The organism is Ruegeria sp. C8 (genome assembly GCF_056537565.1).
In genome coordinates, this window is the sequence record NZ_JBQFRV010000006.1 from 42470 (window position 1) to 63589 (window position 21120).

The 21120-nt window shown below is 51.2% G+C and carries 15 protein-coding genes; 8 read left to right on the plus strand and 7 right to left on the minus strand.

Annotation, left to right across the window (positions count from 1 at the left end; all coding sequences use genetic code 11):
* The 3 genes from ACR0KL_RS09750 to ACR0KL_RS09760 all read right to left on the minus strand — a co-directional run bounded on the left by ACR0KL_RS09750 (position 1) and on the right by ACR0KL_RS09760 (position 8562).
* On the minus strand, positions 1-4842 hold the full coding sequence (locus ACR0KL_RS09750; protein ID WP_480776939.1) for an Eco57I restriction-modification methylase domain-containing protein: 4842 nt from the start codon (positions 4840-4842) through the stop codon (positions 1-3).
* A gap of 4 nt (positions 4843-4846) precedes the next feature.
* A complete protein-coding gene (locus tag ACR0KL_RS09755; protein ID WP_480776940.1) occupies positions 4847-7792 on the minus strand; it encodes a helicase-related protein in 2946 nt (981 codons plus the stop codon).
* A gap of 389 nt (positions 7793-8181) precedes the next feature.
* Entirely contained in the window at positions 8182-8562 is a 381-nt protein-coding gene (locus ACR0KL_RS09760; RefSeq protein WP_480776941.1) for a hypothetical protein, read from the minus strand.
* 669 nt (positions 8563-9231) lie between these two features.
* Between ACR0KL_RS09760 and ACR0KL_RS09765 the strand changes: the two genes are divergently transcribed.
* The 3 genes from ACR0KL_RS09765 (at position 9232) to ACR0KL_RS09775 (ending at position 12500) form a co-directional block, all read left to right on the plus strand.
* Positions 9232-11334 carry an AAA family ATPase gene (locus ACR0KL_RS09765; protein WP_480776942.1) on the plus strand — a complete coding sequence of 701 codons (2103 nt, stop codon included), beginning with the start codon at positions 9232-9234 and terminating at the stop codon, positions 11332-11334.
* A gap of 146 nt (positions 11335-11480) precedes the next feature.
* Positions 11481-11888 carry a hypothetical protein gene (locus tag ACR0KL_RS09770; protein ID WP_480776943.1) on the plus strand — a complete coding sequence of 136 codons (408 nt, stop codon included), beginning with the start codon at positions 11481-11483 and terminating at the stop codon, positions 11886-11888.
* Between the two features lie 237 nt (positions 11889-12125).
* Complete coding sequence (locus tag ACR0KL_RS09775; protein WP_480776944.1) at positions 12126-12500, plus strand: hypothetical protein; 375 nt, start codon at positions 12126-12128, stop codon at positions 12498-12500.
* A 58-nt stretch (positions 12501-12558) separates the two neighbouring features.
* Here ACR0KL_RS09775 and ACR0KL_RS09780 read toward each other — a convergent pair whose 3' ends face one another.
* Both ACR0KL_RS09780 and ACR0KL_RS09785 read right to left on the minus strand, forming a co-directional pair.
* Positions 12559-13173, minus strand: a complete 615-nt coding sequence (locus tag ACR0KL_RS09780; protein WP_480776945.1) for a hypothetical protein — start codon at positions 13171-13173, stop codon at positions 12559-12561.
* Positions 13170-13577 carry a hypothetical protein gene (locus ACR0KL_RS09785; RefSeq protein WP_480776946.1) on the minus strand — a complete coding sequence of 136 codons (408 nt, stop codon included), beginning with the start codon at positions 13575-13577 and terminating at the stop codon, positions 13170-13172. The genes ACR0KL_RS09780 and ACR0KL_RS09785 overlap by 4 nt, the downstream gene beginning before the upstream one ends.
* A 166-nt stretch (positions 13578-13743) precedes the next feature.
* Here ACR0KL_RS09785 and ACR0KL_RS09790 point away from each other — a divergent pair, with 166 nt between their 5' ends.
* The 4 genes from ACR0KL_RS09790 to ACR0KL_RS09805 all read left to right on the plus strand — a co-directional run bounded on the left by ACR0KL_RS09790 (position 13744) and on the right by ACR0KL_RS09805 (position 15931).
* A complete protein-coding gene (locus ACR0KL_RS09790; RefSeq protein ID WP_480776947.1) occupies positions 13744-14163 on the plus strand; it encodes a hypothetical protein in 420 nt (139 codons plus the stop codon).
* Between the two features lie 766 nt (positions 14164-14929).
* Positions 14930-15211, plus strand: coding sequence for a hypothetical protein (locus tag ACR0KL_RS09795; protein ID WP_480776948.1), 282 nt, complete (start codon positions 14930-14932; stop codon positions 15209-15211).
* 68 nt (positions 15212-15279) lie between these two features.
* Complete coding sequence (locus tag ACR0KL_RS09800) at positions 15280-15630, plus strand: hypothetical protein (RefSeq protein WP_480776949.1); 351 nt, start codon at positions 15280-15282, stop codon at positions 15628-15630.
* A gap of 28 nt (positions 15631-15658) precedes the next feature.
* Positions 15659-15931, plus strand: a complete 273-nt coding sequence (locus ACR0KL_RS09805) for a hypothetical protein (protein WP_480776950.1) — start codon at positions 15659-15661, stop codon at positions 15929-15931.
* Positions 15932-16393: 462 nt separating this feature from the next.
* Here the strand turns inward: ACR0KL_RS09805 and ACR0KL_RS09810 are convergent, their stop codons facing one another.
* Together ACR0KL_RS09810 and ACR0KL_RS09815 are read right to left on the minus strand one after the other, a co-directional pair.
* A complete protein-coding gene (locus ACR0KL_RS09810) occupies positions 16394-16687 on the minus strand; it encodes a hypothetical protein (RefSeq protein ID WP_480776951.1) in 294 nt (97 codons plus the stop codon).
* A 10-nt stretch (positions 16688-16697) separates the two neighbouring features.
* Complete coding sequence (locus tag ACR0KL_RS09815; protein WP_321251725.1) at positions 16698-17381, minus strand: ParA family protein; 684 nt, start codon at positions 17379-17381, stop codon at positions 16698-16700.
* A 418-nt stretch (positions 17382-17799) separates the two neighbouring features.
* Between ACR0KL_RS09815 and ACR0KL_RS09820 the strand changes: the two genes are divergently transcribed.
* Entirely contained in the window at positions 17800-21102 is a 3303-nt protein-coding gene (locus tag ACR0KL_RS09820) for a hypothetical protein (RefSeq protein WP_480776952.1), read from the plus strand.
* Positions 21103-21120 lie beyond the last annotated feature (18 nt).

The window sequence follows — 21120 nt, forward strand, 5'->3', positions numbered from 1 at the left end:
TCAGTTGCCCCCTTGCGCCTTCAGCGCTTCGAAATGTGCCCAGGCGCGTTTATAATCTTCGATCCGGTCGCAACGGGTGAAGGGGCCGACAAAGCGGCGGGTGACCTCACGAGGACCGCCGGGTTGGGTGTCGTCAATCGCTTGACTGACCAACTCATCGGGCTCTGAGGCCAAAATTGCCTCCCACGCCGCGCGGCCAGGGCTTTTCCAGCTACCGCGATTGTCTTGCACCAGATGGCCTACACCGGGCAGACCTTTGGAGCAGGTCCAGACAATGCGTCCCTGTTGATCGTACCAAGTGCCTTCTTCGTTTTCTTGCAAAATAGGGAAATAGATGCCGTAGATCTCGATCAGCTGTTCAAGAGTTAGGCCAAGTGCTTGTGCTACCAGCACGTCAATTTCAACAAGAGCCAAACGACGGGCGAATTCGGTGCGTAGACCTGCGCTACGTTCCCAAGTTGCCGAACCTTCAAATGGGCCTTCAAGGACAAGACGTGGGTCTTCAGTGGACCAAGGCATTGGTTTTAACGTAGGCGCGTTTCGGTTCCAGAGTTCAGCGTACGCAGACGTCAGACAATTGAGGCGGAGTGCGCGATGATGGGCCGTTGGACCTACATCCACCCATGGAAATCCCGAGACTGTAGATTCAAACAAATCGCCGCGGCCCGCGGCCTTGATCATAAAGTCGCCAATCAGCGAAACTGAGAAAGACAGCAGCTCCAGCGTGTTTTTTTCATCGAAAAACCCCACACTTTCCACAGTGTTCACGTGGCCAACACCTGGCGGGAGAAGAGCTGATATCAAACTCCGTTCACCGTTGAGCGCAATCATCCGCCTGTAGGCGACCCGATAAAAATCTGCGTGGCTTTTGCTGGGGTCCCATCGACACCGAGTCATGCGGCGTCGATACTCCGACATCTCCACCGCGGGCCCATAATTCGTGCGCGGCAAATAGTCATCCGGCGCAGAGGTCAGGTCGATCACATCGTAATCGGCATTGGTTCGGCTGACGGTACGGGGTGTTTTATTTAGTGGGTTACCAACGTGAAAGAGCGGCCCTTGCAGCACAGATGCTTCCGCAGTTCGAAATTCGGTCGCGCGTTTGATTGTACCATCCTTTTGCGCTCCGGTTTCGTGCCAATGCGCTGACATCTGCCACAGCGGCACCTCTTCACCACCTAGCATCTTCTTCTTTGGAATGGCGGCGTCCAGCTTCGGGAACTTTGCCATTTGCTTAAACACATCTAGCGTGCGGGCCGAAAACGGTTGAATAAACCGAGCTTGTTCGACGGGAACATCTGCCTCTTCTGAGAGCGCATGAATGACAGACAGCGCATCACGATCAATCCGCATGATCCGGTCACGGTGACCGCGTGTATCCCAGTTTCCCTCGGCGTTCTTGATACCTGGGAGGTCACCCAACCCGTCTTGATCAGCATAAGAGTCTTCCACTTGAGAAGCTGCAAACGCATATGTGAACTTATCAAACCCGTCGAAAGTTGGTTCGCCGCGATAGATGTTCAAACTAAATCGAACGTTGTGGTCAACTTCTGCAAAATTGCGTGATTTCATTCTGTTAATAAATTCGAAGTGGCTAACTGTTCTCGCATACCAATGCGACCGGAACTCCCCAGAATTGGGATCCCCAAGATGCCCATCTTGGTGGATAAGCGCGGCATAGCCCTGAGGCGCGGTCAACCGGAAAGAGAGATCAACAAAGCACCGATAGAGATTGTTCGACCCACCGCCGGCAAAAGGCTGCATTACTTCCGAGGCTGTGATCGCCATTGCGCCCTTGGTGGAAACATATTCTTGTGAGAACCGCGCAACTCCCTTTGCCTTTTCAAGTGCTTCTCCAAGCACATTCTTTGCTTCAGTAGCCGAAAGTCCACGATGATAGGGGTCAATATCCGCCAGCACCAACCCTTCGTTCCATGAAGGCTTTGCCCAAGGCGGGTTCCCGACAATCACGTCAAACCCACCACGGGCGCGCATCACGTCGGCAAATATCAAATCAAAATGCACAAAGCGTTCCCGCTCTGCCACTTCGGTCGCTACGCCAAGCCAATCGAAGGTTTCGATCAACGCCTCGACATTGGTTTCGCGGAATAGCAGGTCTTGGGTCTTGTCCGCCGCTTTGAACAGATCACGCGCGGGGGCATCCGGTTCAAGCTGCTCAAAGAAATCCAGTTCCGGGTCCGAGAACTCTGACATGCTTGGCGCTTCAAGCGATCCGTCCGCAGAAAACCCGCCTTCAAGGATCATTGCCATACCGTTCAGAAACTCGAGCCGCGATGGCAGTTTGTCCGCCTGATCCAACGGCCAAAGCCACAGTGCGCACCATGCGTCCATCGCCGTTTTGAGCCGCTTGTAAGGTAGGGTATTCGTGGCATGATCATCGCCGACCAAATGCGCGGTCAGCTTTGCCTTGGCATGGAAATCCATCCGCTTGTTGCCAGCCATTTCACGACCGGGCCAAATGGTAATCTCGTCGTTGGAAGAAATACGAGTCTTTTCCAGATCATCGGCGACTTGCTCGAACAAAGCTTCAGCCACTTTGCTGAGTTTCTGGACCAATTGGACTTCGTGCTTTTCAAGCTTTTTGAAGAAACCTCCTTGGCGCCAAGTGCGGATTTTGGCTTGGGCCTCACCTGCAAAAGGGCGGATCGAAGCGTCGGTTTCAAACTTCGCCATGTCTTTGGCCGGCAGCAGCCATTGCCAAATCTGACCATCTGGCAGCTTGTTCCGCCAGCCAATCTCCTGTGGTTTGGCATTGAGCCAGAGGTCTGCTGCCCGAGACGCTGTCGTTAAACGCGGATCATAGGACGCTCTGCGTGCGCCCAGCAACGAGTTCCCGGCGTGCAACTGGTCTCCGAACCAAGGCGAAAACGCGCTGTTGTGCAGCCCGTTAAGCCAAAGCGAGATCGCGCCGAGTTCAACCGCAATAGGGTTCAAGTCGACACCGAAGCAATTTCGGTCGGCGATGAAACTGCGGACCTTTTGCTTCTCGACGACGATTTGGTCTTGCGGAATGGTTTTGCCCAACTCCTGTTGTTTGCGGTCCAGATAGAGGTCCGCCAGTTGGTTAGTGGTCTCGACCAGGAAGGCCGCCGACCCCATCGCGGGCTCGAGGATCTTCAGCTTCAGCAGTTCATCTGCTGTGAGGTCTTTGCAGCGCTCCATGAGAGCGTGTTTAACCAGCAAACGGGCAAGCGGTTCTGGCGTATAGTAAGACGCGGATTTTTCTCGATCCCGACCCGCGAGGCGATAGATGAATGTCCCCTTCGGATAGATGAGTGCTTCGCTGCCTTTGAACACCACCTCTTCAGAGGTGAACTCACCGTTCAGAAGACGACGGCGCTCGACAAACCAACTGGGTGCAAGCGGATCGACGTCATCTACGCGGTTTACTGGAACGTCTGGATCGGCAACGGACTTTTTGCTTTTGTTTGGGAGGAGTTCAATCAGATCATTCTTGGCGACAACCCCAGTAAAGGAAATCAGTGTTTCATAGACGGCACCTAACTGTCCGATACCGAGTTTGGCATAGGAAATGCGTCCCGTACTTTTGTTGGTGGAACGCAGGGACAGAAGCCGAATGACCTTCTGAATAGCCTCATTGCGGAGACTAAGGCTGTTCAGGAGCGGCGTGCTCCGCGGATCAAGCAGGGACACTTTCACCGCAGGTAGGCGGAGCCCCGTACACTTGGCGTCATCTACCAGATCAAGGCCAGTGTAGAGCAAGCTTAAAGTCGTTTGCACGCTTTCCCAAAGGAACGTCCCGGTTCGATCCGCGGTGGTTCTAAGCGGAACGGATTCCAAATCGCGCAGGCCTTCCAGAGAGTATCCAGAGTTGTAAATCGGGTTTTTTAAATCAAGCAAGCTGAGCCGCGGGTTGGCTTCGGCATAGAACATGAACAGCAAGCGATACATGTATCGCAAACATTCTCGAGACAGATCCGGTCCTTCGATCCAGACACCGCGTTTGGATTTTATAGGATAATTCGACGGAAACTTGCCTTCGGTGACTTCGAGAACTTCTTGCCCCAGCAGCTCAATAGCATCTCGCACTGTTTTCTTAAGCGATGATGTCACCGCATTGGCGTTTCGCTGAGCCTCTTCTTCAAGCCTATCGGAAATCGGCACGCCTTGCTCAGGCACCCGAGCCTCTCTTGCAATCAGGCAAGCCGTCAAAACCAGCGTGTCACGTTCGGATCGTGCAAAGATCTCTTGCAAATTGAAGCGTAGTACCGACCGCGCAGGCCATTTGCGTTTATCTACAAGGACAAGTTGGGAAAGACCAACAATCAATACATTTCTAGGTCCATCCGGTAATTCAAACACGCCTTTGGCTAAAAACTCGCCGATTGTCTGGTCCAATAGAGCCGCGTCCCGGTCCTCTTCTGCAAACTGATCTTTGGAAAACTTCGCATCCAGTGGGTCGGACGCTTCGTCTTCGTTACTCGGAACCGGGGCTTCGATTATCCAAAGCGCATCTTTACCATCTGCATTTGAGACTTTGCCCAGAAGCGGTATCAGTGTTTGGCCATCCAAACCCGCGGGCATCGCTTCCCGTTTCCACTCATAGCCGAGTGCTTCTAAAACCTTGAAGCGAGCTTCTTGGGTGAGCCCAAGTCTCTTCGGCGCTTCACTGGATGCCCGAATTTGTCGGTAAGCATCCAACGTCTTGCCAGAAACACCCTGCAAACGGTCGATGGGGTGCCTTTTTTTATCTAACCCAGACCAACGGGCGGTGATATCGGCCAATTCTTCTTTCAGAACGTCTGACAGGGTCCCGGAAGGAAAAAACTCTGCTTCATTCTCAATTCCAATGAGTTCCATAAGCTTACCCTACGAACACTGCTTTGACGTCGACATGCGGATTTGGGTCATCAATAACTTTGCGCGTTCTTTCGAACCACTCGGTCCAGTCCTCAAAAAGACGATTTATTCTCTTCTCTTTGTTTTGCCGCAGAGTCAGTGCGCGCTTTTGTGCCGTAGTCAAAGCGCCTTCATTGAACGTGACTTCCCCTAAATCAAAGTCCAACTGGGCTTTGTGGCGATTTTCCAAGTCTGACAAGCGTGCCAAAACAGTATTCATTTCAGCTTCAATGTCTTGTGCCTTTTGGTTTCGAAGTTGACGTAGATGCGTTTGGAAGCAATCAACGGCCGAGCGCAGTGCGTTTTGTGCGTCTTCTTGGCGCGAAATTGGCTGACTTGGTGTGCTCCCATTAAGTTGGGTGCGGCTGAGAAATTCCGCTATCTCTTCAATCCAAAATTCGCCATCCGCGCTCCGAACAACAACGGCCCACCGGTCGACGACAGGTGCGCCCAGCGAATTGGGTACGGCTCCGTGCATGACGAAAGCTATTTCACCATCAGCAAGTCGGCCCTTTAGCGAGGCAATCGGCGCCGAGTGTTGAGGAAAGAACGTATTTGAGCGGTCGGCAAACCATTCCAGAATTGGGTGGCCGTCCCAAAGATACTGGACGTCTGGCCAGGACCGCTCTCTCATTTTAGCTTCATCAATGGCCCTAGTAATTGTATCCGCCTGATCTGTCAGTTCGATCTTACCAGAGCGGTCCACTGCCTCTTCCGGCATGTATCGCCCATCAACCGCCCCAGCACTTGCATAACCGAAGCCGTCACGCGCTTTCATATCGTCTGGTATCTGGAACTTTATGATGCGTTGGGCCTCAGAGATGCTTGGGGGTGTGTTAAAAACCCGCTCTTCAGGTCGACCGAGCCGTTCCAACATGCTGCCTGTATAAGAGAACGTGTCTTCAAACAATCTCGGAGGCTTCGCCTCTGTAGTTGAGGCGGCACTCGTTTGTTCTTCCACGTTGTCGGCATAGTCCCCAAAGATCGCGTCAAATGCATCATCAAGAGCCTTTGCTTGCGAAGCACGCTCATCCATATCTCGAGCAAAGGCGTCTTCGCCGACCCCTGACGCGACAGCCTCTGCGACGATAACCTCCTCACCTTCGGCATCCCCTTGGCCAAGGAAAACAGCAGGGTCGCCTACACCCTCCTGGGCTTTCTCATCTCTTTCAACGAGCTTGTCCAAAACCCACATCTGGCGAACTTTTGGGTGGCTGCTTTCGCCGACAAAATATGTGATCTGCGGTGCACGATCTTGCCCGTAACGGTCGATCCGACCGTTGCGTTGCTGAAACCGCAGTAGAGACCAAGGCAGATCAAAATGGATAAGCCGGTGACATTGGAAGTGGAGGTTAAGGCCTTCGGAGGCCATATCGGATGCAATCAAAACCCGGATAGATGAGTTTTCTTGCCCAAAATCCTCAATGACCTTCTGGGTTTTGATGTCGGCTTCAACGCTACCGCCGTCAATTCGAGCAATCTGATCTTCTTTGAGCCCTAGATCCTCTCGCATCCGTTCGGCAAGCCAGGACACAGTGGCGATGCGCTCTGAGAAAACAACAAGGCGGTCGCGCTTCTTGCTTCCAGTCCATTTTGCCGCCTTCAAAGCCTCCAGCAAATCCTGATACTTGCTGAATTCGCTAACACCAATTTTCTCAACCTGATCGGCAAGCGCTTGCAGGCGTTCTTGATCCTCTTCGGTGCCGCGAGACGTTCCTTTCTCGATACCCCGAATGCGATTGTTCAGTGTCTCCAGACAGGCGGCAGGGCTAGAAAAAATGGCCTTAGCCAAGGTTGTTCGAAAGAGATCAATTGCGCGACCGCGTTTGTTTTCTTCGTCAAGATCCAGATGAAGATCCGCAATCAATTGATATGCAGCCTCTTCTTCGGGGCTGAGAGGGAAATCTCTTCTGATCAGTTTTCTCTGCGGCACGATTTCTCCCAGATCTTCTATGACCTCGGGTGATGATCGAAAGCGCCTAACGACCAAATCTTCGATGTCTTCGCGCTTGAGCTTAGTAGGATCGGGCACGCGAGTTGGATCAAGCATTTCGATCAAGCTTGCAAAGCTTTCGTGTGATCCATCATGCGGTGTTGCTGTTAGCAAGAGTAGTGAGTCTGTTCGTCGCGAAAGCAGTTTCGCAAGCTCAGCCCGTTGAGAGTTGGTGCCAGCTGTGTTTTTGCGGCGGGCCGCATTATGGGCTTCGTCGATAATAATCAGGTCCCAATAGGATGCATCGATTGCGGCCCGGATTTGCGCATCTCGCTTCAAAGTATCGATGGATACAATAGAGCGATCAAATTGGTCGAAAACGTTGTAATGCGCCGGTATTTTGTTCCGCATTCGGCGAATTGCGGCGCTATCCAGCCTTGAAAGCGGGATGGAAAATCGTGTCCAGAATTCCTTCTGAAACTGCGTTAGCATCGCGCGTGTAGTTACAACAAGAATCCTGTTGGCCCGCCCTCGGAGTGCTAGCTCCGAGGTGATAAGTCCAGCTTCAAGTGTTTTCCCAAGGCCAACATCGTCAGCAATAAGCAACCGGACGCGGTCCTGAGAAAGAGCCCTTTCAACAGGTAAATGCTGGAAACTGAGGTCATCGATGGCGGCTTGTCCAAAGGTCAAAGGTTGCCTTGTCGTTGTTGCGGTTTGTCTAAAGGCCGCTTCGAGGAAGAGTTTTGTGTCCATGAGCCCCGGTGAGCTATCATGTTCGAGCCTGACCTCGGCCGGATCTAGAACTTGAGATCCTGTTTCAACCCGCCAGATAAAGCGAGCTTCTTTGTCCCTGACAAGTCCGGACACCCCACGACAGTGGACTTCGCTGTCGCCGCCTTTCAGTTGCGTAAGACCCAATACTTTCCAGATGGCTGAGCGTACTTTGACGACCGAACCGGGTTGTGGGATGGGATTCATTTCGGGCTCCGAAAATAGTCTTGCTTTTTGGCTTGGCTTAAACGCTCACCAGCGAGCTTCGGTGTGTTTGGTGCGTTGAGTAGGGCGTAGCGGCTTACTCTGTGACAATCGACAAGGTTCCAGGCTGTACGTGCGGCGCAAGTCTACCCTGCAAAAATCTAAGTAGTCTTCTTCGGAACACTTGTTGGAGTCCTCCAGGTATCTTCAGTTTCGCCAAGCAATCCTGGCGGTAGTTAAGTGGCGGCCTTGGTGCGTTAAAGTAGATTGAACGACTATGATCAACCCGTTCGCAGATGATCATGCAAAGCCAGCCTTCATGTATGCATAAAGTCCGCTCACGGATAATCTTTTGCTGACATAGTTTTGTGATTTCGTGCCAAGCGCGGTGCTCATTTTGAGGTCTCTATCGTGATTTTTACGGCCGTTGGCTCGACACCGAGATCAACTGCAATGCGTTCACGGTACAGTTCGATGATCTCGCCAAATGTCAGCTCGCCGGTGCCTGATGTTGCAGCCTGCCTCGCTTGCATGCGCGTCGCGGAGGCATCGTCACGCCGCCTTATTGCCTGCGCGTCCTTAAATGAGACCTCTTGCACTTTTTGCCAATCGCCGATCTCAAGCTGATCGAGAACTATCTCAGTGTCCGTATAGTTGACAGGGTTTCTATAGCCGGGCCACTTCAGCCCTGCACTTGTCATTGCATACTGATCAAACTGAATAAGCCAACGACCGTCCTCATCCTGCAAGACATCTTTTATCGTCGCTACCATGAACGATTCACCGTGATGCTCTGGATCCCCAGGTCGCCTCTTGTCGAAGGCGTTGTGAGTAAGGACAACATGGGTCGCGCCCCGTGCCTTTACGGGGTCAACTTTCCACCACCCAGTCCCGCCCAAGTTCGCGACGTCTGCTGGCTTCTTGCTTGTGAAAATGACCATGGTCGTAGGCATAGGAATTCAACCTTTCAATCTCAAGGTGATACTACCCAGGGAAAACCCGAGTGCAACAAGTTATATAATTTTTATATAAAAAGTATATCTCAAATTAGATTTTTGACTATGCATGGCCCCGGCGAAGTACCCCAAAAGGCTTGAGCCCTATCGCCTCTGTCAACGCTCAACGACAAACTCTGCTGAAAACGTTAATCCCAAGTTAACCTTGTTCTGGCACCATGTCTGGGTATCTAAATAATGAGACAAAATTATGGACAAAAATCCGGATTCTTGAACCCTGACGAAGGTAGTTAGTCGGGTCTTGTACTCGTAGCCAAACAGCGCTAAATTGCTGATCCCAAATTGGAAATATTGATGACTTTTGTTGTGAAACAACCTGAACTGTTCAGTCGCCCCAGCGTGCGGCTGATATCGCTTGGATAGTCCCTGGTCGTAGTTCGACCGTTCCAAGCTGCTTCAGATTGAATCCGACAAAAGGGGTGCTCGATGCCACGAGGATCTAAGACTTCTTCCAGTTTTCTAAGACAACTCAACACCTGGTTCGATGACGCGCTGCGTGAACTATGCTCTGCCGATTTTCAAGAAAATGCTTGGGGCGCAGATGAGGGAAAAGCGGGTGTGGGGACGAAGTGGTTCGCTTGCTCACCAAAACTCGATATCCACTCTGCGGCAGCTTTGATCCGGCTGTTTGCAAGCTTCCCCGAGGACCAAAAGACCGTCATCGAAAGCTTGTATGCCCCATATGGGTTCACCGTCGTTGAAACCGGTGATCCGGCATGGGTTGAGCATGTCGAGGACGCTTTTGAACGCGGCCTCATGCCAGCAGCAAAGAACTCTCAGAAGCACCTTCCAAAGATCAGCCTTATTACTCGGACTTCCAGGACCTATTCATCGCGCCGGGCCAAAGGGAAAGATGAGTTTGAGAAAAACTTGTCTGATCGCATGGCGGAGCCACTGCCGCTCCTGTGCATTGTCGAGTGTTTGGAGGAAATTCCTGAAACAATCCGACAGGCGGCAACACAAGTTGTGCGGCTAGCGGATGTCTCTCAGCAAATCGTTCTAAAACTCCATCAAGTACTGCACCGTCCATGCTGTAACCCGGAATTCCAACCGATCCTGGGGCAACTGCCTCAAGCACAGGCGTTGCAGTGTTTGACGCTGGAACAGCTGACCACCGCAGTGAGACAGTCGGACACCAAGAAGATGGTGGAAGCGCTTGTTCGATTTGCCGATGACAACTCGATTGCGGCCGATGAGTCAGCGCTTGACGCAGTAAAGGGCCTGGGTTCGACCAAAGCGGTTCTGAAGCAACTGTCTGCCGACATTCAAACATGGAGAGGCGGTCAATTGGATTGGTCGGAAATTCCCAGAGGTATTCTCATGTTTGGTGCCCCGGGCACAGGTAAGACTTTTGCCGCTTCGAGGCTTGCCAGTCAGATCGGTGCGCATTTCATTGCGACGAGCTACGCCGACTGGCAGCAACATGGCCACCTGGGCGATTTTCTGGCGGCAATGAACAAATCCTTCGATGAAGCGTGCAGAAGGTCGCCAACGGTACTGTTCATCGATGAAATCGATTCTTTTGAGGATCGTGCAACCGCAAGCGGTGAGAATGCAAACTATACCAGATCGGCCCTCAATGCCCTCCTTGAGGCAATGGACAAAGCCAATCAGCGTCAGGGTGTCTTGGTTGTTGGGGCGTGTAACCATCCAGAAAAACTGGATGCCGCGTTGGTGCGCTCGGGGCGTTTTGATCTGAAAATTGAGATGTCACAGCCCGGAAAAGACGCACTTGTCGACATTCTTTTAGATCATTGCGGTGATGAAATTACGCTGCGCACGATTAAGGACGTGGCTGCACATCTTATTGGCTGCACAGGCGCGGATGCGGCGGCGATTGTGCGACAAGCCCGCAGTTTGGCGAGATACAAAGGAGCCACGTTGGAAGATGCTCATCTGTGGACTGCCGCGGAGAATATTGTACCTGAGAGTTCGCAATCGGATCTGCTGCGGGCTGCTTATCATGAAGCGGGTCACATTGTTGCCGGGAGCCTTCTCGGGCTTGGCGTGCCTGATCGTGCCGAGATCCGAACTGGAGGTGGGGTCGTGTCCTTTGAGAAAAAGAGCCCATTTCCATTGCTCGCTGAGCTTGAAGCGAAGCTGGCAATGCTTCTTGCGGGGCGCGAAGCGGAAATGGCTTTTCTTGGATCGGTTTCTACTGGCTCTGGCGGCAGTGCGCAAAGTGACCTTGCGCAAGCGACACTTCTTGCGACGCGCCTGGAAGAGATGTTTGGACTTGGCGCAAATCCTTTGCTGTGGCGGCCAGTCGAAGTGACGAACCTTACTAACATCCTTCAGGATGAACAAATTCGGCGCAACGTCTTGCAACGTTTGGAAACGGCCAATTCTCGGGCGAAGGACGTCATCGAAAAAAACCGAGCCGTCATCGAAAATTTGAGCGCTCTTCTGGTTGAGAAACGCGAGATCTACAAATCGGAGATCGAAGAGGTATTGGACAAACATGAATGTTCGAAGCCATACAAGGGGCGCCATCGTGTCTTGAGCAGCCTCGCGCACGAGTATAAATAGCAGCCGTATGAAGCGTTCGGCGGATCGATGAGCAAAGACTTTGATATGTTTGACGCATGGCGTCAAATTCTTGATCTAGTGCCGATGCAACTGTCGCTTCGCGAGCATAGGCGCGCCTGCAACGTTATCCTGATTCAAGAAGATTGATGACAAAGAGTATCTCATCCGCTGATCGTCTTATTGATGTTCCCGACGCTGAATGGGCGACTGTTATGTGGGAAGCCTCTTGCCCCTATAACTTTGAAACCTTTCAGCTAACCGGCGAGCTGCGGATCGCTGATCTGCTGCGCCTTGGGAAAGCCGCCCTTAGGGAAGGGGCTGCGAAATCCGCCGGCCTTTTTGAGGGGCCTTTTGGTGAGCCTCATTTCGATTGGACACTGGAGCAGGACCAAGATGGAAAGTGGTATGTTTGGGCCGACTTACCAGGTGGCATTGGTGGTCCCTGGTGGTCCGAAGAGGTGACGTATCGAGGGGAGCATTTGGCAGCTGCAAAAGATGAAGATGGTGAATTCAGCGTTATTGAGGTTTCTCAATCACCTATTAAGATATCATGATTAAACTGGTTATTCACATACCGCACGCGTGGACAACGATCTTTGGAAACGCATGGAAAGATACCATCCTACAAACGGAAGAAGTTTTGCGGGAGTCTGAAGCGGGGACGCTTAGCCAGCTATTGAACTGGATTTCAACGTTGTTGGCAGCTTTGAAAGAAGTTGCTCGGAATTTCACGTTTAGCAGCGAATTTGACTCATTCTCTGGGTCAAACGAATATCAGACTTGAGAGAATAATGGTTCGAATTTTAGACCAAAAGCTTTCTTCAAAACCGCACGGAGAAATCAAGAATCTTCTCCAGACGGTGAACTCAGACGGATCCTGGACGGCCTCTCGGCGCGAAGCGCTGGAGAGCATTCGTGAATTGGTCCAGCAGCACAAGGGTTTGATTTTTACAAGTGACTTCCGAACATACGGCCTTCAAACGAAAGGCGCATGGGCAATATTTAGGGTTCCCGGTAAACAGCAAGGCAAGCTCAAGTCACTGCGGGGCGAAAACGTTCTGATCATTTGTTTAGATTATGCGGACAAGTGGCCAGGGTATTCTGGACGCAAATTCGCGGCGTTAAAACTGGATGATCAAGGACGTTTGGTAGCACCTGAAGACTAAGAAAGGTCTCAGTTGTTATGCCACAATCTGTGCGATGCTGATGCAATGAAGCTGGAGATCAGAGATCGAAACGTCGCTCAGCCTCACCTGTGCTCCGAGCACAATTATAGTGATCAGGCTTCGGGCGAGCCTGGGACAAAGCAATTCTGTATGCGGAGAGATCGAGGTCAGGACGCTCCTTCTGTAGAACTTCGAAAACCTGTGTCGTGAAACGCCCTGGCACAATAGGGTGGCCGAGCATTAATTCGGACATTCGGGACAACTTCTCGTCTCGGATTCGTGTGAAGGAACTATTGAGTACTCTCAAACTAAGGGAATCTGTCTCCGGTATCGCAAGATGCCAGTGAACATTTGTGCACTTCATGGAAGCACGCGGTTTCATATGCTTGATCAGGCAAAGGCGTCTTACGCTGGAATTGGGTACTCGATACTCTTGGCAATATGCCTTGATCACTTGCGCGAGCTGAGTGTGATCTAAACGGACCTGGGGTGCCAGAACCACGTGTCTTACTGAGAAAGCTTTTCCCGAGAGCTTCGAAATCTCACCCATGATTTGGATGTCATCAGGATGACCGCAAAGCCAATCAACCCGCTCGTTTTCGCCTTTGGCGGCAAGGTATTTGGCAATCTTGTTGGTATGACCGGTAGGGACACGAAATGTTTTGATGATCATGTGTTGCCTCCTGTCACGTGGATTTGGATGCCATGTAGGGAAGCAGATATGTTGGCCAGAGCAGCAGCAATGGCGCGGCTTTCAGAAGGATCGTTATGAGTGCGCGTTAGGGTATGCGCGAGGTATTGAAGTTCCCTGCGCATGTCCTGCAAAAGATCCAGAAAACAGACGGCGCGTTTTAGATCTTGTGAGATCGTTTTTTGACTGCAACGCCGAGATGGTGGCCGCGTTTCCACTTCGTTTGAGAACCCCAGTGAACGTGCAAGCAGGACGCGAGCCTGTGAAGTAGGTGAGATACCATTTTCCTTGGCCCGTTCATCCAACAGGCTTTTCAAATCCGAGTTCAACCTAACTCCAATGAGTTCAGTTTGTCGGGTCTTTGAACTCCGGGCAGCTTTTCCCATCGCGTAAACTCCATTTGGCTAGCGGCACAACTTGTTGTTGGACGTTCGCGTAGCCAGAAGTTTGGTAACGACATTGCAACAAACAACTTACCAACAACCGCGGGACGGGCCGTTGTTGCTTGCGTCCGCACATACATTTGCCATCGAGCAAATGAGGTTATGCAATATGACAAAGACAGGATCTGCAAAGCTGTACCCAAATGGGATACCCAATCACAATGAATGCTCTGCTTGGCTTGGCGTGCTGGATATTTGCGGCAAAAGAAATTTTGTTACAGGATTTGTAGAGATTTTTTCTCCATCCGACGCAGCACTTTTTTTGGAGATTCATGAAAGGCGCTCTGGTGTGCGAACCAGCCAAAAAGCAAAGCTTGAGGTCTTTCATAACAGAACCGAGGAGAGCGAGCCGCACCTTTTTGGAATCGCAATAATCCACCAGCAACGCTTTGCGGTCGGATGTTGGATGTGCCGCGATACGAACGGGAAAAGGTACTTTCTTTTGACTTTTTCTATGATCGAGGAGCAGAAGCCGGTGCAGCCTTTCATTCGACGCCGACCGCGTATCAAGCCCGTTAGGCTGAAATAATACGGTGTCGAAGGAGAGGCTGCACCTGCATGGCTATATCAAAGTGCGTACAGGTCACTTGGGGGTCCTTATGCATGTGGCAGAATGTGAAGCAGTTCGCCGAAAACAAGCAGAACATGAATGATAACTGCTGCGACGTGAAGTTGATGGTAGGCGGTTCGAATATACTCAAGCATGCGCATCTCCATTTGATTGTTTTCACGCAGTTCTTTTGACATGTCTAAAACTGCATGTCAACAAAAAATCAACGTAACATATTGATTATATTATATTTTTTAAGTAACTTGCTTGAGGCCAGATATGAATTCGAAAGGCAAAAAGATAGAAAAGTGAAAAAGATAGAACTGAGAAACTTTAGAAAAGAGAAACTTTAGAAAAGAGAAAATATAGAAAAGATAAAATATAGAAAAGATAACCGGTGTTCTCCGATGAGCTCCGTTCAGAGCAGGTAGCTAAACCCGCCAATTTAGAAACTTGGGAAGAACCGTTGAAGACTCGCTTGGGCTACCCCCGGTTTACCCCCTTTTTTCCTTGGCGAGGAAAAAGGGGGGGTAACCCCTTGAACGCATCCGTAAACGAGCTCGAAGCCATCGCACAACAGGCTTGCCTCACCTGGGTCCTTACCCAATTCGCAGACCACAAGATCACACGCCTCGACGAACATCTCCCCTGGCGTTACGCTACCTAAGCAGCGTAATAAGCCGTACCGGAACAAAACTAGAGCGCCTTAGCCGGACGGTCACAAAGCTTTCGCAGGAGACCTGACATGATTGGACGGATCGCATACTACGTTTGGATCGTTGCGTTCTTTCCAGTTTGCTACTTTGCTCTACCTGGTCTTGAGTTGTCATTGGATCGACCAGGCATGTTCGCGACAGTCTTTGTTGCCAACGCTCTGCTGCTCGGGTGGCTAGGCGACGCTGTCATCTTTGGTCGAGGAACGGCATTTGGTCAAAAGGTCGAAAGCGCCGCGCTAAAGTGGGGTTTCTTGGCTTTGGTGATATTGCTGCCGGTCATAGTCATGAGTTCCGATTTCTTCGCGTCGTGATTTCAATCGCATTGAACGGACACGGAAATTGGGTAGCTGATGGTCGATAGAATTAGGCAGATACTTAAATGGGCAGACGAACGAAGCTGAACAAAGCTACCAGCAACCTCGCAGAAGCAAAGAAGATCGCTTTGAAGAATGAGGAGCGACGAACGCGGCTCGGGAAACTCCTGAAAAAGGCGAAATCTGGTAAAGAGTTAACTCCGAAAGAGGCTTTGGAAGCAAGAAAGCTCGTAACGAGCATAAACAACTGCAAAAATCAGATAAAAGGGCTTGGTTTCAACCCAAAGGAAGCCTCAGATTGGGCTAAGTTTCATAGAAAGAACCGAAACAAGCCATCAGCGAAGTATCCAAAGAAGTCGAAGGGCAGTGGGGTCGGAATGTACCAACTGGGTGGGGCGTTGAAAAATTGGAGGTAAGAAGCTTTTGTGGGAGGCCAACACCCAAATGAATAGGGAAAAAGCTGCTGACATGCTGTCCAAGTTTACCAGTGATCTTTGTGTGAAAATTGGTGGGGACATCGATGAGTTTGATGAGGAATATCTGAAAGCGGAGGTTTCGGTGGTAACCAAGGAGGACGTCAATTGGGTTTATAGAATATCCATGGATATGCGCCGTGGTGGTTCCTTCCTTGTCGCGGTCGACAACTTCGAGGATGTGCTGGAGGACGGCAGGTTTATCACTGCAACCGAGGCGCTTGATGTGCTCGGGCGGCCATAAATTTAACAAAATGCAAAGCCAAGTTTTCATGAAAACAATTAGTTAAATGATCAAAGGCGAAACTGAAGCAGATACTCGCGCCAATGGTATCAACCCGGCCTTAAGGGCTTCAGATTGGAGTGGATCGGACGGATCTCAGGTGCGACGAGAGGTGATCAGCCCCGGTCGCATCATGTCCAGTGGCAAGCGGGCACACGCACATCTTCGGACTATGTCAGGCTTTGTCGCGGGCATAAGTTGGCTATAATGGAAGCCAAAAAGGTCAGCGCCTCGTACACGATTGAATGATCAAACAAACAAATACACATGCAAATGCAGACGTGCGTATGTAAGTAAAAAGGCGCCCCTATCGGGCGCCCTTTACGGATGTCTTTATTCTAAGGAAAAACAACGCGACGGTTCGGAAGGATAGTTACGATCCTTTGCAGTTTTCTTCGGAACGGAATACGCTTGAGATTATATCTACAGCTCAAATTCCTTGTCGTTAGCGTTCAGGAAAGAAATTAGCGACAGTTCTAGAGCTCGGACAACTGTTAGCTCCTTAGCCTCGCGAAGTTCGTCCCATGCCGCATAAAGCGCTGGGTTCACATCCGAAGTAAACGTCTTTGTCCGAAGCGCTGCTCTTCGTCGACTCGGGCTCATTTCTGCCAGCTTCAGCTGTGACAGCGATACTGGTGCCTTGCGCTCGAAACTCATGTCGTCTGGTGTGTGTTCCTGAATGCTGCCAATACTCGGTACTTTTGTGTGTGTGCTCATCCGGCTTTCCTTATACATGTTCGTAGCCAGGTGTTGTGGCACGAAGTAGAACCTCGCGAGCCAGTGCCCTCGCATTTTCGTAAGCTGATTTTGGCGAAGATCCTTGAAACGCACGCGGTAGATCGACGTAGTCTCCACCCAGACTCATCATCGCCTGAAAAACGGGTCGAGCCGCCAATTGCGTTTTGAAAATCGGTGCACCGGCTTCTTCGAGAATGGCTTTAATTGCGCCTGTGATCCGGAACTCTACTGCCCCGGGTTCAGTCTGGTTGAGCAGTACACCAGCCGGAATTTTCCGACCCAGAACCTGGCTTTTCTGAGCTACTTGCTTGAGAACCTGTACGGCTCCTAGCGCATCCATCCTGCTTGCCCGGCATGGTACAACTACAAAGTCAGAAACCAAGACTGCGTCAATCAGGCTAGCATCATTTGAACCCTCAACATCCACCAGTACAAAATCCGCCTCTACTGCGGATTTGAAGACGGCATCCGTAAGGTTCTCTTGGTCAATGGGGCGCACATCGATATTGCTGTTCAGCTGTTTCAGGTTCGCCCAACTGGAAATCCAGCGTTTTGGATCAGTGTCCAGGATGATTGAGGATAGGTCCAGCCTAGAGAGTTCTTGTGAAATCAACGCACAGACGGTTGACTTTCCGCAACCACCCTTTGGAGAAAGAAACGAAATAACAGGCACTTATTGACTCCTTTTTCTTGCCTGGTTCCATATTGGCAGATCGACCTTTCGGAAAATTTAAGGATGCTTTGGAAAACCAAGAATTTGGAGGCCAAGTCTTAGATTGGCTTTCTTTGTCTTGGGTTTGCGAGGATTGCCATGCCAAGACTTGGCAGTTTTAGGTTTGCCTTTCCAAGCCCTTCCCATCCTCGGGTAAGCCCTGGTGTTGTGTGAAGTTAACAAAACCTGAACGCCAGCCTTGACTCTCGGCTTTAGAAACCACCGCTAAACCAAAGGTCGGGACACTCCGCATGTCAGCAATTTCGCTGGCCAATGGATGAGAGCCCAATGGCAGGACCCGAGCAGTGTCAGTCAATTTGAGAATTTTCGCATTACGTAAACTGAACGCGCCTGGCTATGTGCTCCAGGAGAAACACCCATGGCAATTGATGCCGAGCGAACAACTAAGGTCGCCGCGAAAACTAATGTATTCAAAGTAACTGTCTTAGAAGCCAGCACCAATAAACCTCAAACGAAGGTGTTTCATCCAGGCGGGGTGGAGCGCAGCAGTCGAGCAAAACACTTCAAACCTCATGAAGCCGAAATCTCAGGGTTTGATGGTCTGACAGCTTTGCTCGCAGAGCTGGCTTACGAGCCATCCAAAGTGGTCGTGATGGGCTCAGTCACCGAGGCATACCGCAATCAACAGAAAATACGAAGATTGGCCAATCCACGTGACGGGGCGCCTGCGACGCTGGAAGACAGAGGCTCCTACCTTTTACATTTCGATGTGGATGATCTCGTACGTCCCGGCCATTTGGGATGGGAAGATCCGGCGGCCTTAGCGCAATGGGCCTGGAGCGCACTTTGTCGCAAAATACCTGTGTTGCAAGGTGTATCCGTAGTTTGGCAAGCGTCTTCTAGCGCGGCAGCCCCCGGGAAAGATGACTTGGCCAAGTTTCACTTCTGGTGTCTGGCAAACCGTCCTCTGTTTGCACACGAGCGTCGATTTTTGTTCGAACATGCCGGAAGCGACAAGTCTCTCGCGGGCATTGCTCAACCCAATTATACGGCCTTCCCGATCTTTCAGGGCGTATCTGATCCACTCGCAGGGTGCCCCAGGTCAGGAGTGTTTAGAGGGTACAAAGATGCCGTCGATGCCTCGCTCATTGCTTTTCCAATCGAAGCCAAGAAAAGGCATGCCAATCCAAGGCAGTCCAATAGAAGAAACGACAAGGGTTCTCTTACCAAGTCTTCAAAAGGATGTACGTCGACATCCAATTTTGGACGACAGCAGTTGTCCAAGGCCTGCAAACGAATTGTACTGAAGGGGGCATCCAATCCTCGGATCTTCGACGAAGTTCAACTCGTTGGCGGCTACGTAGCAGGTGGACACATTTCCTTCGACGAAGCTCGAGAAAGCCTTGTCGAAGCTGCGCGATCTGTTGGATACAAACGTGCGGACGAAGTAGTTGAGAACGGTCTCAAAACTGGCTTGGAGCGGCCGCTCAGCCAAAGCGACATTAAAGTCGCGACAGTACCTTTCTATCCAGCGCCGACCCTCCATCGTGAAGAGGCCATCGCAAAGCATGCCCAGGTTTTGGAAGACTGGGGAAGACAAGCCTTGGCTTACCATGCCAAGTCTTGGCAATTCACAGATGGCCCTCAACCTGTAACAGCGCCGCGTGTTCTTCTGTCCGGGGCGCAAGGCGTTGGGAAGACAGCGTTCCTCGTTGGCAGAGAGGGAGCGCCAGGCTTTCTTCACAAAACACATGGCCTGGTTTCACTGATGCTCTTGCCGGATCATGCAAAAGTTCAAGAAGCGCTCGACGACTATATCGTCAATGCGCCGGCTGGTGCTCCCCTCGTGATAGGCCTACGTGGGCGGGGTCAGCCTGACCCAATGGAAAACGGGGTAAAAATGTGCCGGGTATTTGAGACAGCCCGGCACGTGTCGGCTCGAGGTTGGTCGGTTCGTTCATCACTGTGCAAACGATGTCCACATCAAGACACTTGCGGATATCTTCGCCAAGAGGCCGAGATCAAACGGGCTTTGAGGGACAAGACCGGTCTAATTATCTTTGCCCCACACGAATTTGGCTATTTGCCGCTGCCTGGTGAAGCGAAACCTGACCTTGTCATCTTTGATGAGCGCCCGAGAGATTTCGCCGTTGAATGTGTAGATGTCACATTGGAAGAACTCGGTGACTTCATTCTTCCTGAGGCCCGGTCATTTTCGGAAGAACGCGGCGCTACGAAAGGAGTTGCTCCCGTTGTCGATGAGCATCCCGTTACCCGTGTTCAACGAGCCCTTTTAAGTTCGCTTGGGCAGTCTTTCAGTGTGTCTCTGAATGCACTCAGAGCCTCTGGCATAACGTCCATACTCCTCGAACAAGCTATCGCGGCACTCGAAGCCTTTAACTCGAAATCGGTGTCAGTGATTCTTCGAAAGGCTCTGGGCTATGGCACTCAAACATGGAACACGCGGGACATTGCGCGCTTGCGCAATAGGCTGCAAAGACTGCCCACCGAAGAAGCTCAGTCGCTTCAGTTTTTGCTCGAGTGCCTTCGCTCCGAAATCGATAATGGTCTTGAAGAAGCCGTGGGCGTTTTCAAACAAGGCCCTGATTGGCGCGACCCAAAACTCGAGCCGAGTTTGACAGCTGTTAGGGTTAAGTCGCTTAAGCATGGAGACGACGTCCCCTTTCTGTACCTTGATGGAACGGCAGATCAAGATTTGTCTCGTGTAGCTTTTGGGTCGGATCTTGAATGCCATCACCATCCGGTGGAGCGAAACGCCAAAATTACTCAGGTTGTGGGATGCAATTTTTCCAAGCGTCGACTGTGTGAGGTGAGCCAAGTTCGGCAAGGATTAAGCTCAAAGATCCTAGAAGAAAACCAAAGACTCAAAGCCTGGGTTGAACAAGTCATTGCACGCCAGCCTAACGCCGCGGTGTTTGCAAACAAAAGTGTTCTCCAGTCACTCGACATTATCAACACCGAACGAGCAGGGCACTTTGGTGCTCTAAGGGGGCAGAACAGATGGGAGGGTTGCCCTTCAGCACTTGTAATTGGCCGTGAGCAACCGGCTTGTCAGGACATAGAGCGCATCGCGCGAGCCTATGCTGCCGCTACAGGTGATGCCTTCCAAAGTGGGGAGTACACTAAAGTATCTAGAGGTATCCGGCTGAAAGGAGGGGTTTCGCCCTTAGAGGTCGTTGCACATCCCGATGCTTGGGGGGATAGGATTCTCAGGCAAATCCGGGAAATGGAGATATTACAGGCGATGGATCGCATCCGGTTGATCCACAATGAATGCCCCAAAAACGTGTATCTGCTTTCACCCGTGGTTGTGGATGCCACTGTTGACCGCATTGAACAATGGCGGAGTTTCAAAAAGGGCGGCACACGGATCCAACGTGCCGTTCAATCCCATGATGTGATATTTCTTTCACCGACTGACTGTGCCAGGTTCATGCCGGATATCTGGGCTTCCAAACAGCTCGCTGCGCAAGACCTCCCCACCGCGAAAGAAATGTCAAAAGACCCATATAGATTTATCTATGGTGGGGGCTTTGACGGTAAGTGCGCGATCCAAGTCACGTTTCGATTAAAAAACAATGCTGGGCGTACATCGCGGGAAAAGTCAGCCCTGGTTTTCGGCGACGACAGAAAGGCACGAGCAAAATTGGAAGCGGTCACAGGACCCCTGACATCATTTCAAAAGTTTTATGGCGCTTAACTCCGACTCAAGGAAGAA

Coding starts and splice junctions, on each gene's coding strand:
- ACR0KL_RS09750 (WP_480776939.1), bottom strand. CDS start 4,842: ATGGAACTCATTGGAATTGAGAATGAAGCAGAGTTTTTTCCTTCCGGG.
- ACR0KL_RS09755 (WP_480776940.1), bottom strand. CDS start 7,792: ATGAATCCCATCCCACAACCCGGTTCGGTCGTCAAAGTACGCTCAGCC.
- ACR0KL_RS09760 (WP_480776941.1), bottom strand. CDS start 8,562: ATGGTAGCGACGATAAAAGATGTCTTGCAGGATGAGGACGGTCGTTGG.
- ACR0KL_RS09765 (WP_480776942.1), top strand. CDS start 9,232: ATGCCACGAGGATCTAAGACTTCTTCCAGTTTTCTAAGACAACTCAAC.
- ACR0KL_RS09770 (WP_480776943.1), top strand. CDS start 11,481: ATGACAAAGAGTATCTCATCCGCTGATCGTCTTATTGATGTTCCCGAC.
- ACR0KL_RS09775 (WP_480776944.1), top strand. CDS start 12,126: ATGGTTCGAATTTTAGACCAAAAGCTTTCTTCAAAACCGCACGGAGAA.
- ACR0KL_RS09780 (WP_480776945.1), bottom strand. CDS start 13,173: ATGATCATCAAAACATTTCGTGTCCCTACCGGTCATACCAACAAGATT.
- ACR0KL_RS09785 (WP_480776946.1), bottom strand. CDS start 13,577: ATGGGAAAAGCTGCCCGGAGTTCAAAGACCCGACAAACTGAACTCATT.
- ACR0KL_RS09790 (WP_480776947.1), top strand. CDS start 13,744: ATGACAAAGACAGGATCTGCAAAGCTGTACCCAAATGGGATACCCAAT.
- ACR0KL_RS09795 (WP_480776948.1), top strand. CDS start 14,930: ATGATTGGACGGATCGCATACTACGTTTGGATCGTTGCGTTCTTTCCA.
- ACR0KL_RS09800 (WP_480776949.1), top strand. CDS start 15,280: ATGGGCAGACGAACGAAGCTGAACAAAGCTACCAGCAACCTCGCAGAA.
- ACR0KL_RS09805 (WP_480776950.1), top strand. CDS start 15,659: ATGAATAGGGAAAAAGCTGCTGACATGCTGTCCAAGTTTACCAGTGAT.
- ACR0KL_RS09810 (WP_480776951.1), bottom strand. CDS start 16,687: ATGAGCACACACACAAAAGTACCGAGTATTGGCAGCATTCAGGAACAC.
- ACR0KL_RS09820 (WP_480776952.1), top strand. CDS start 17,800: ATGGCAATTGATGCCGAGCGAACAACTAAGGTCGCCGCGAAAACTAAT.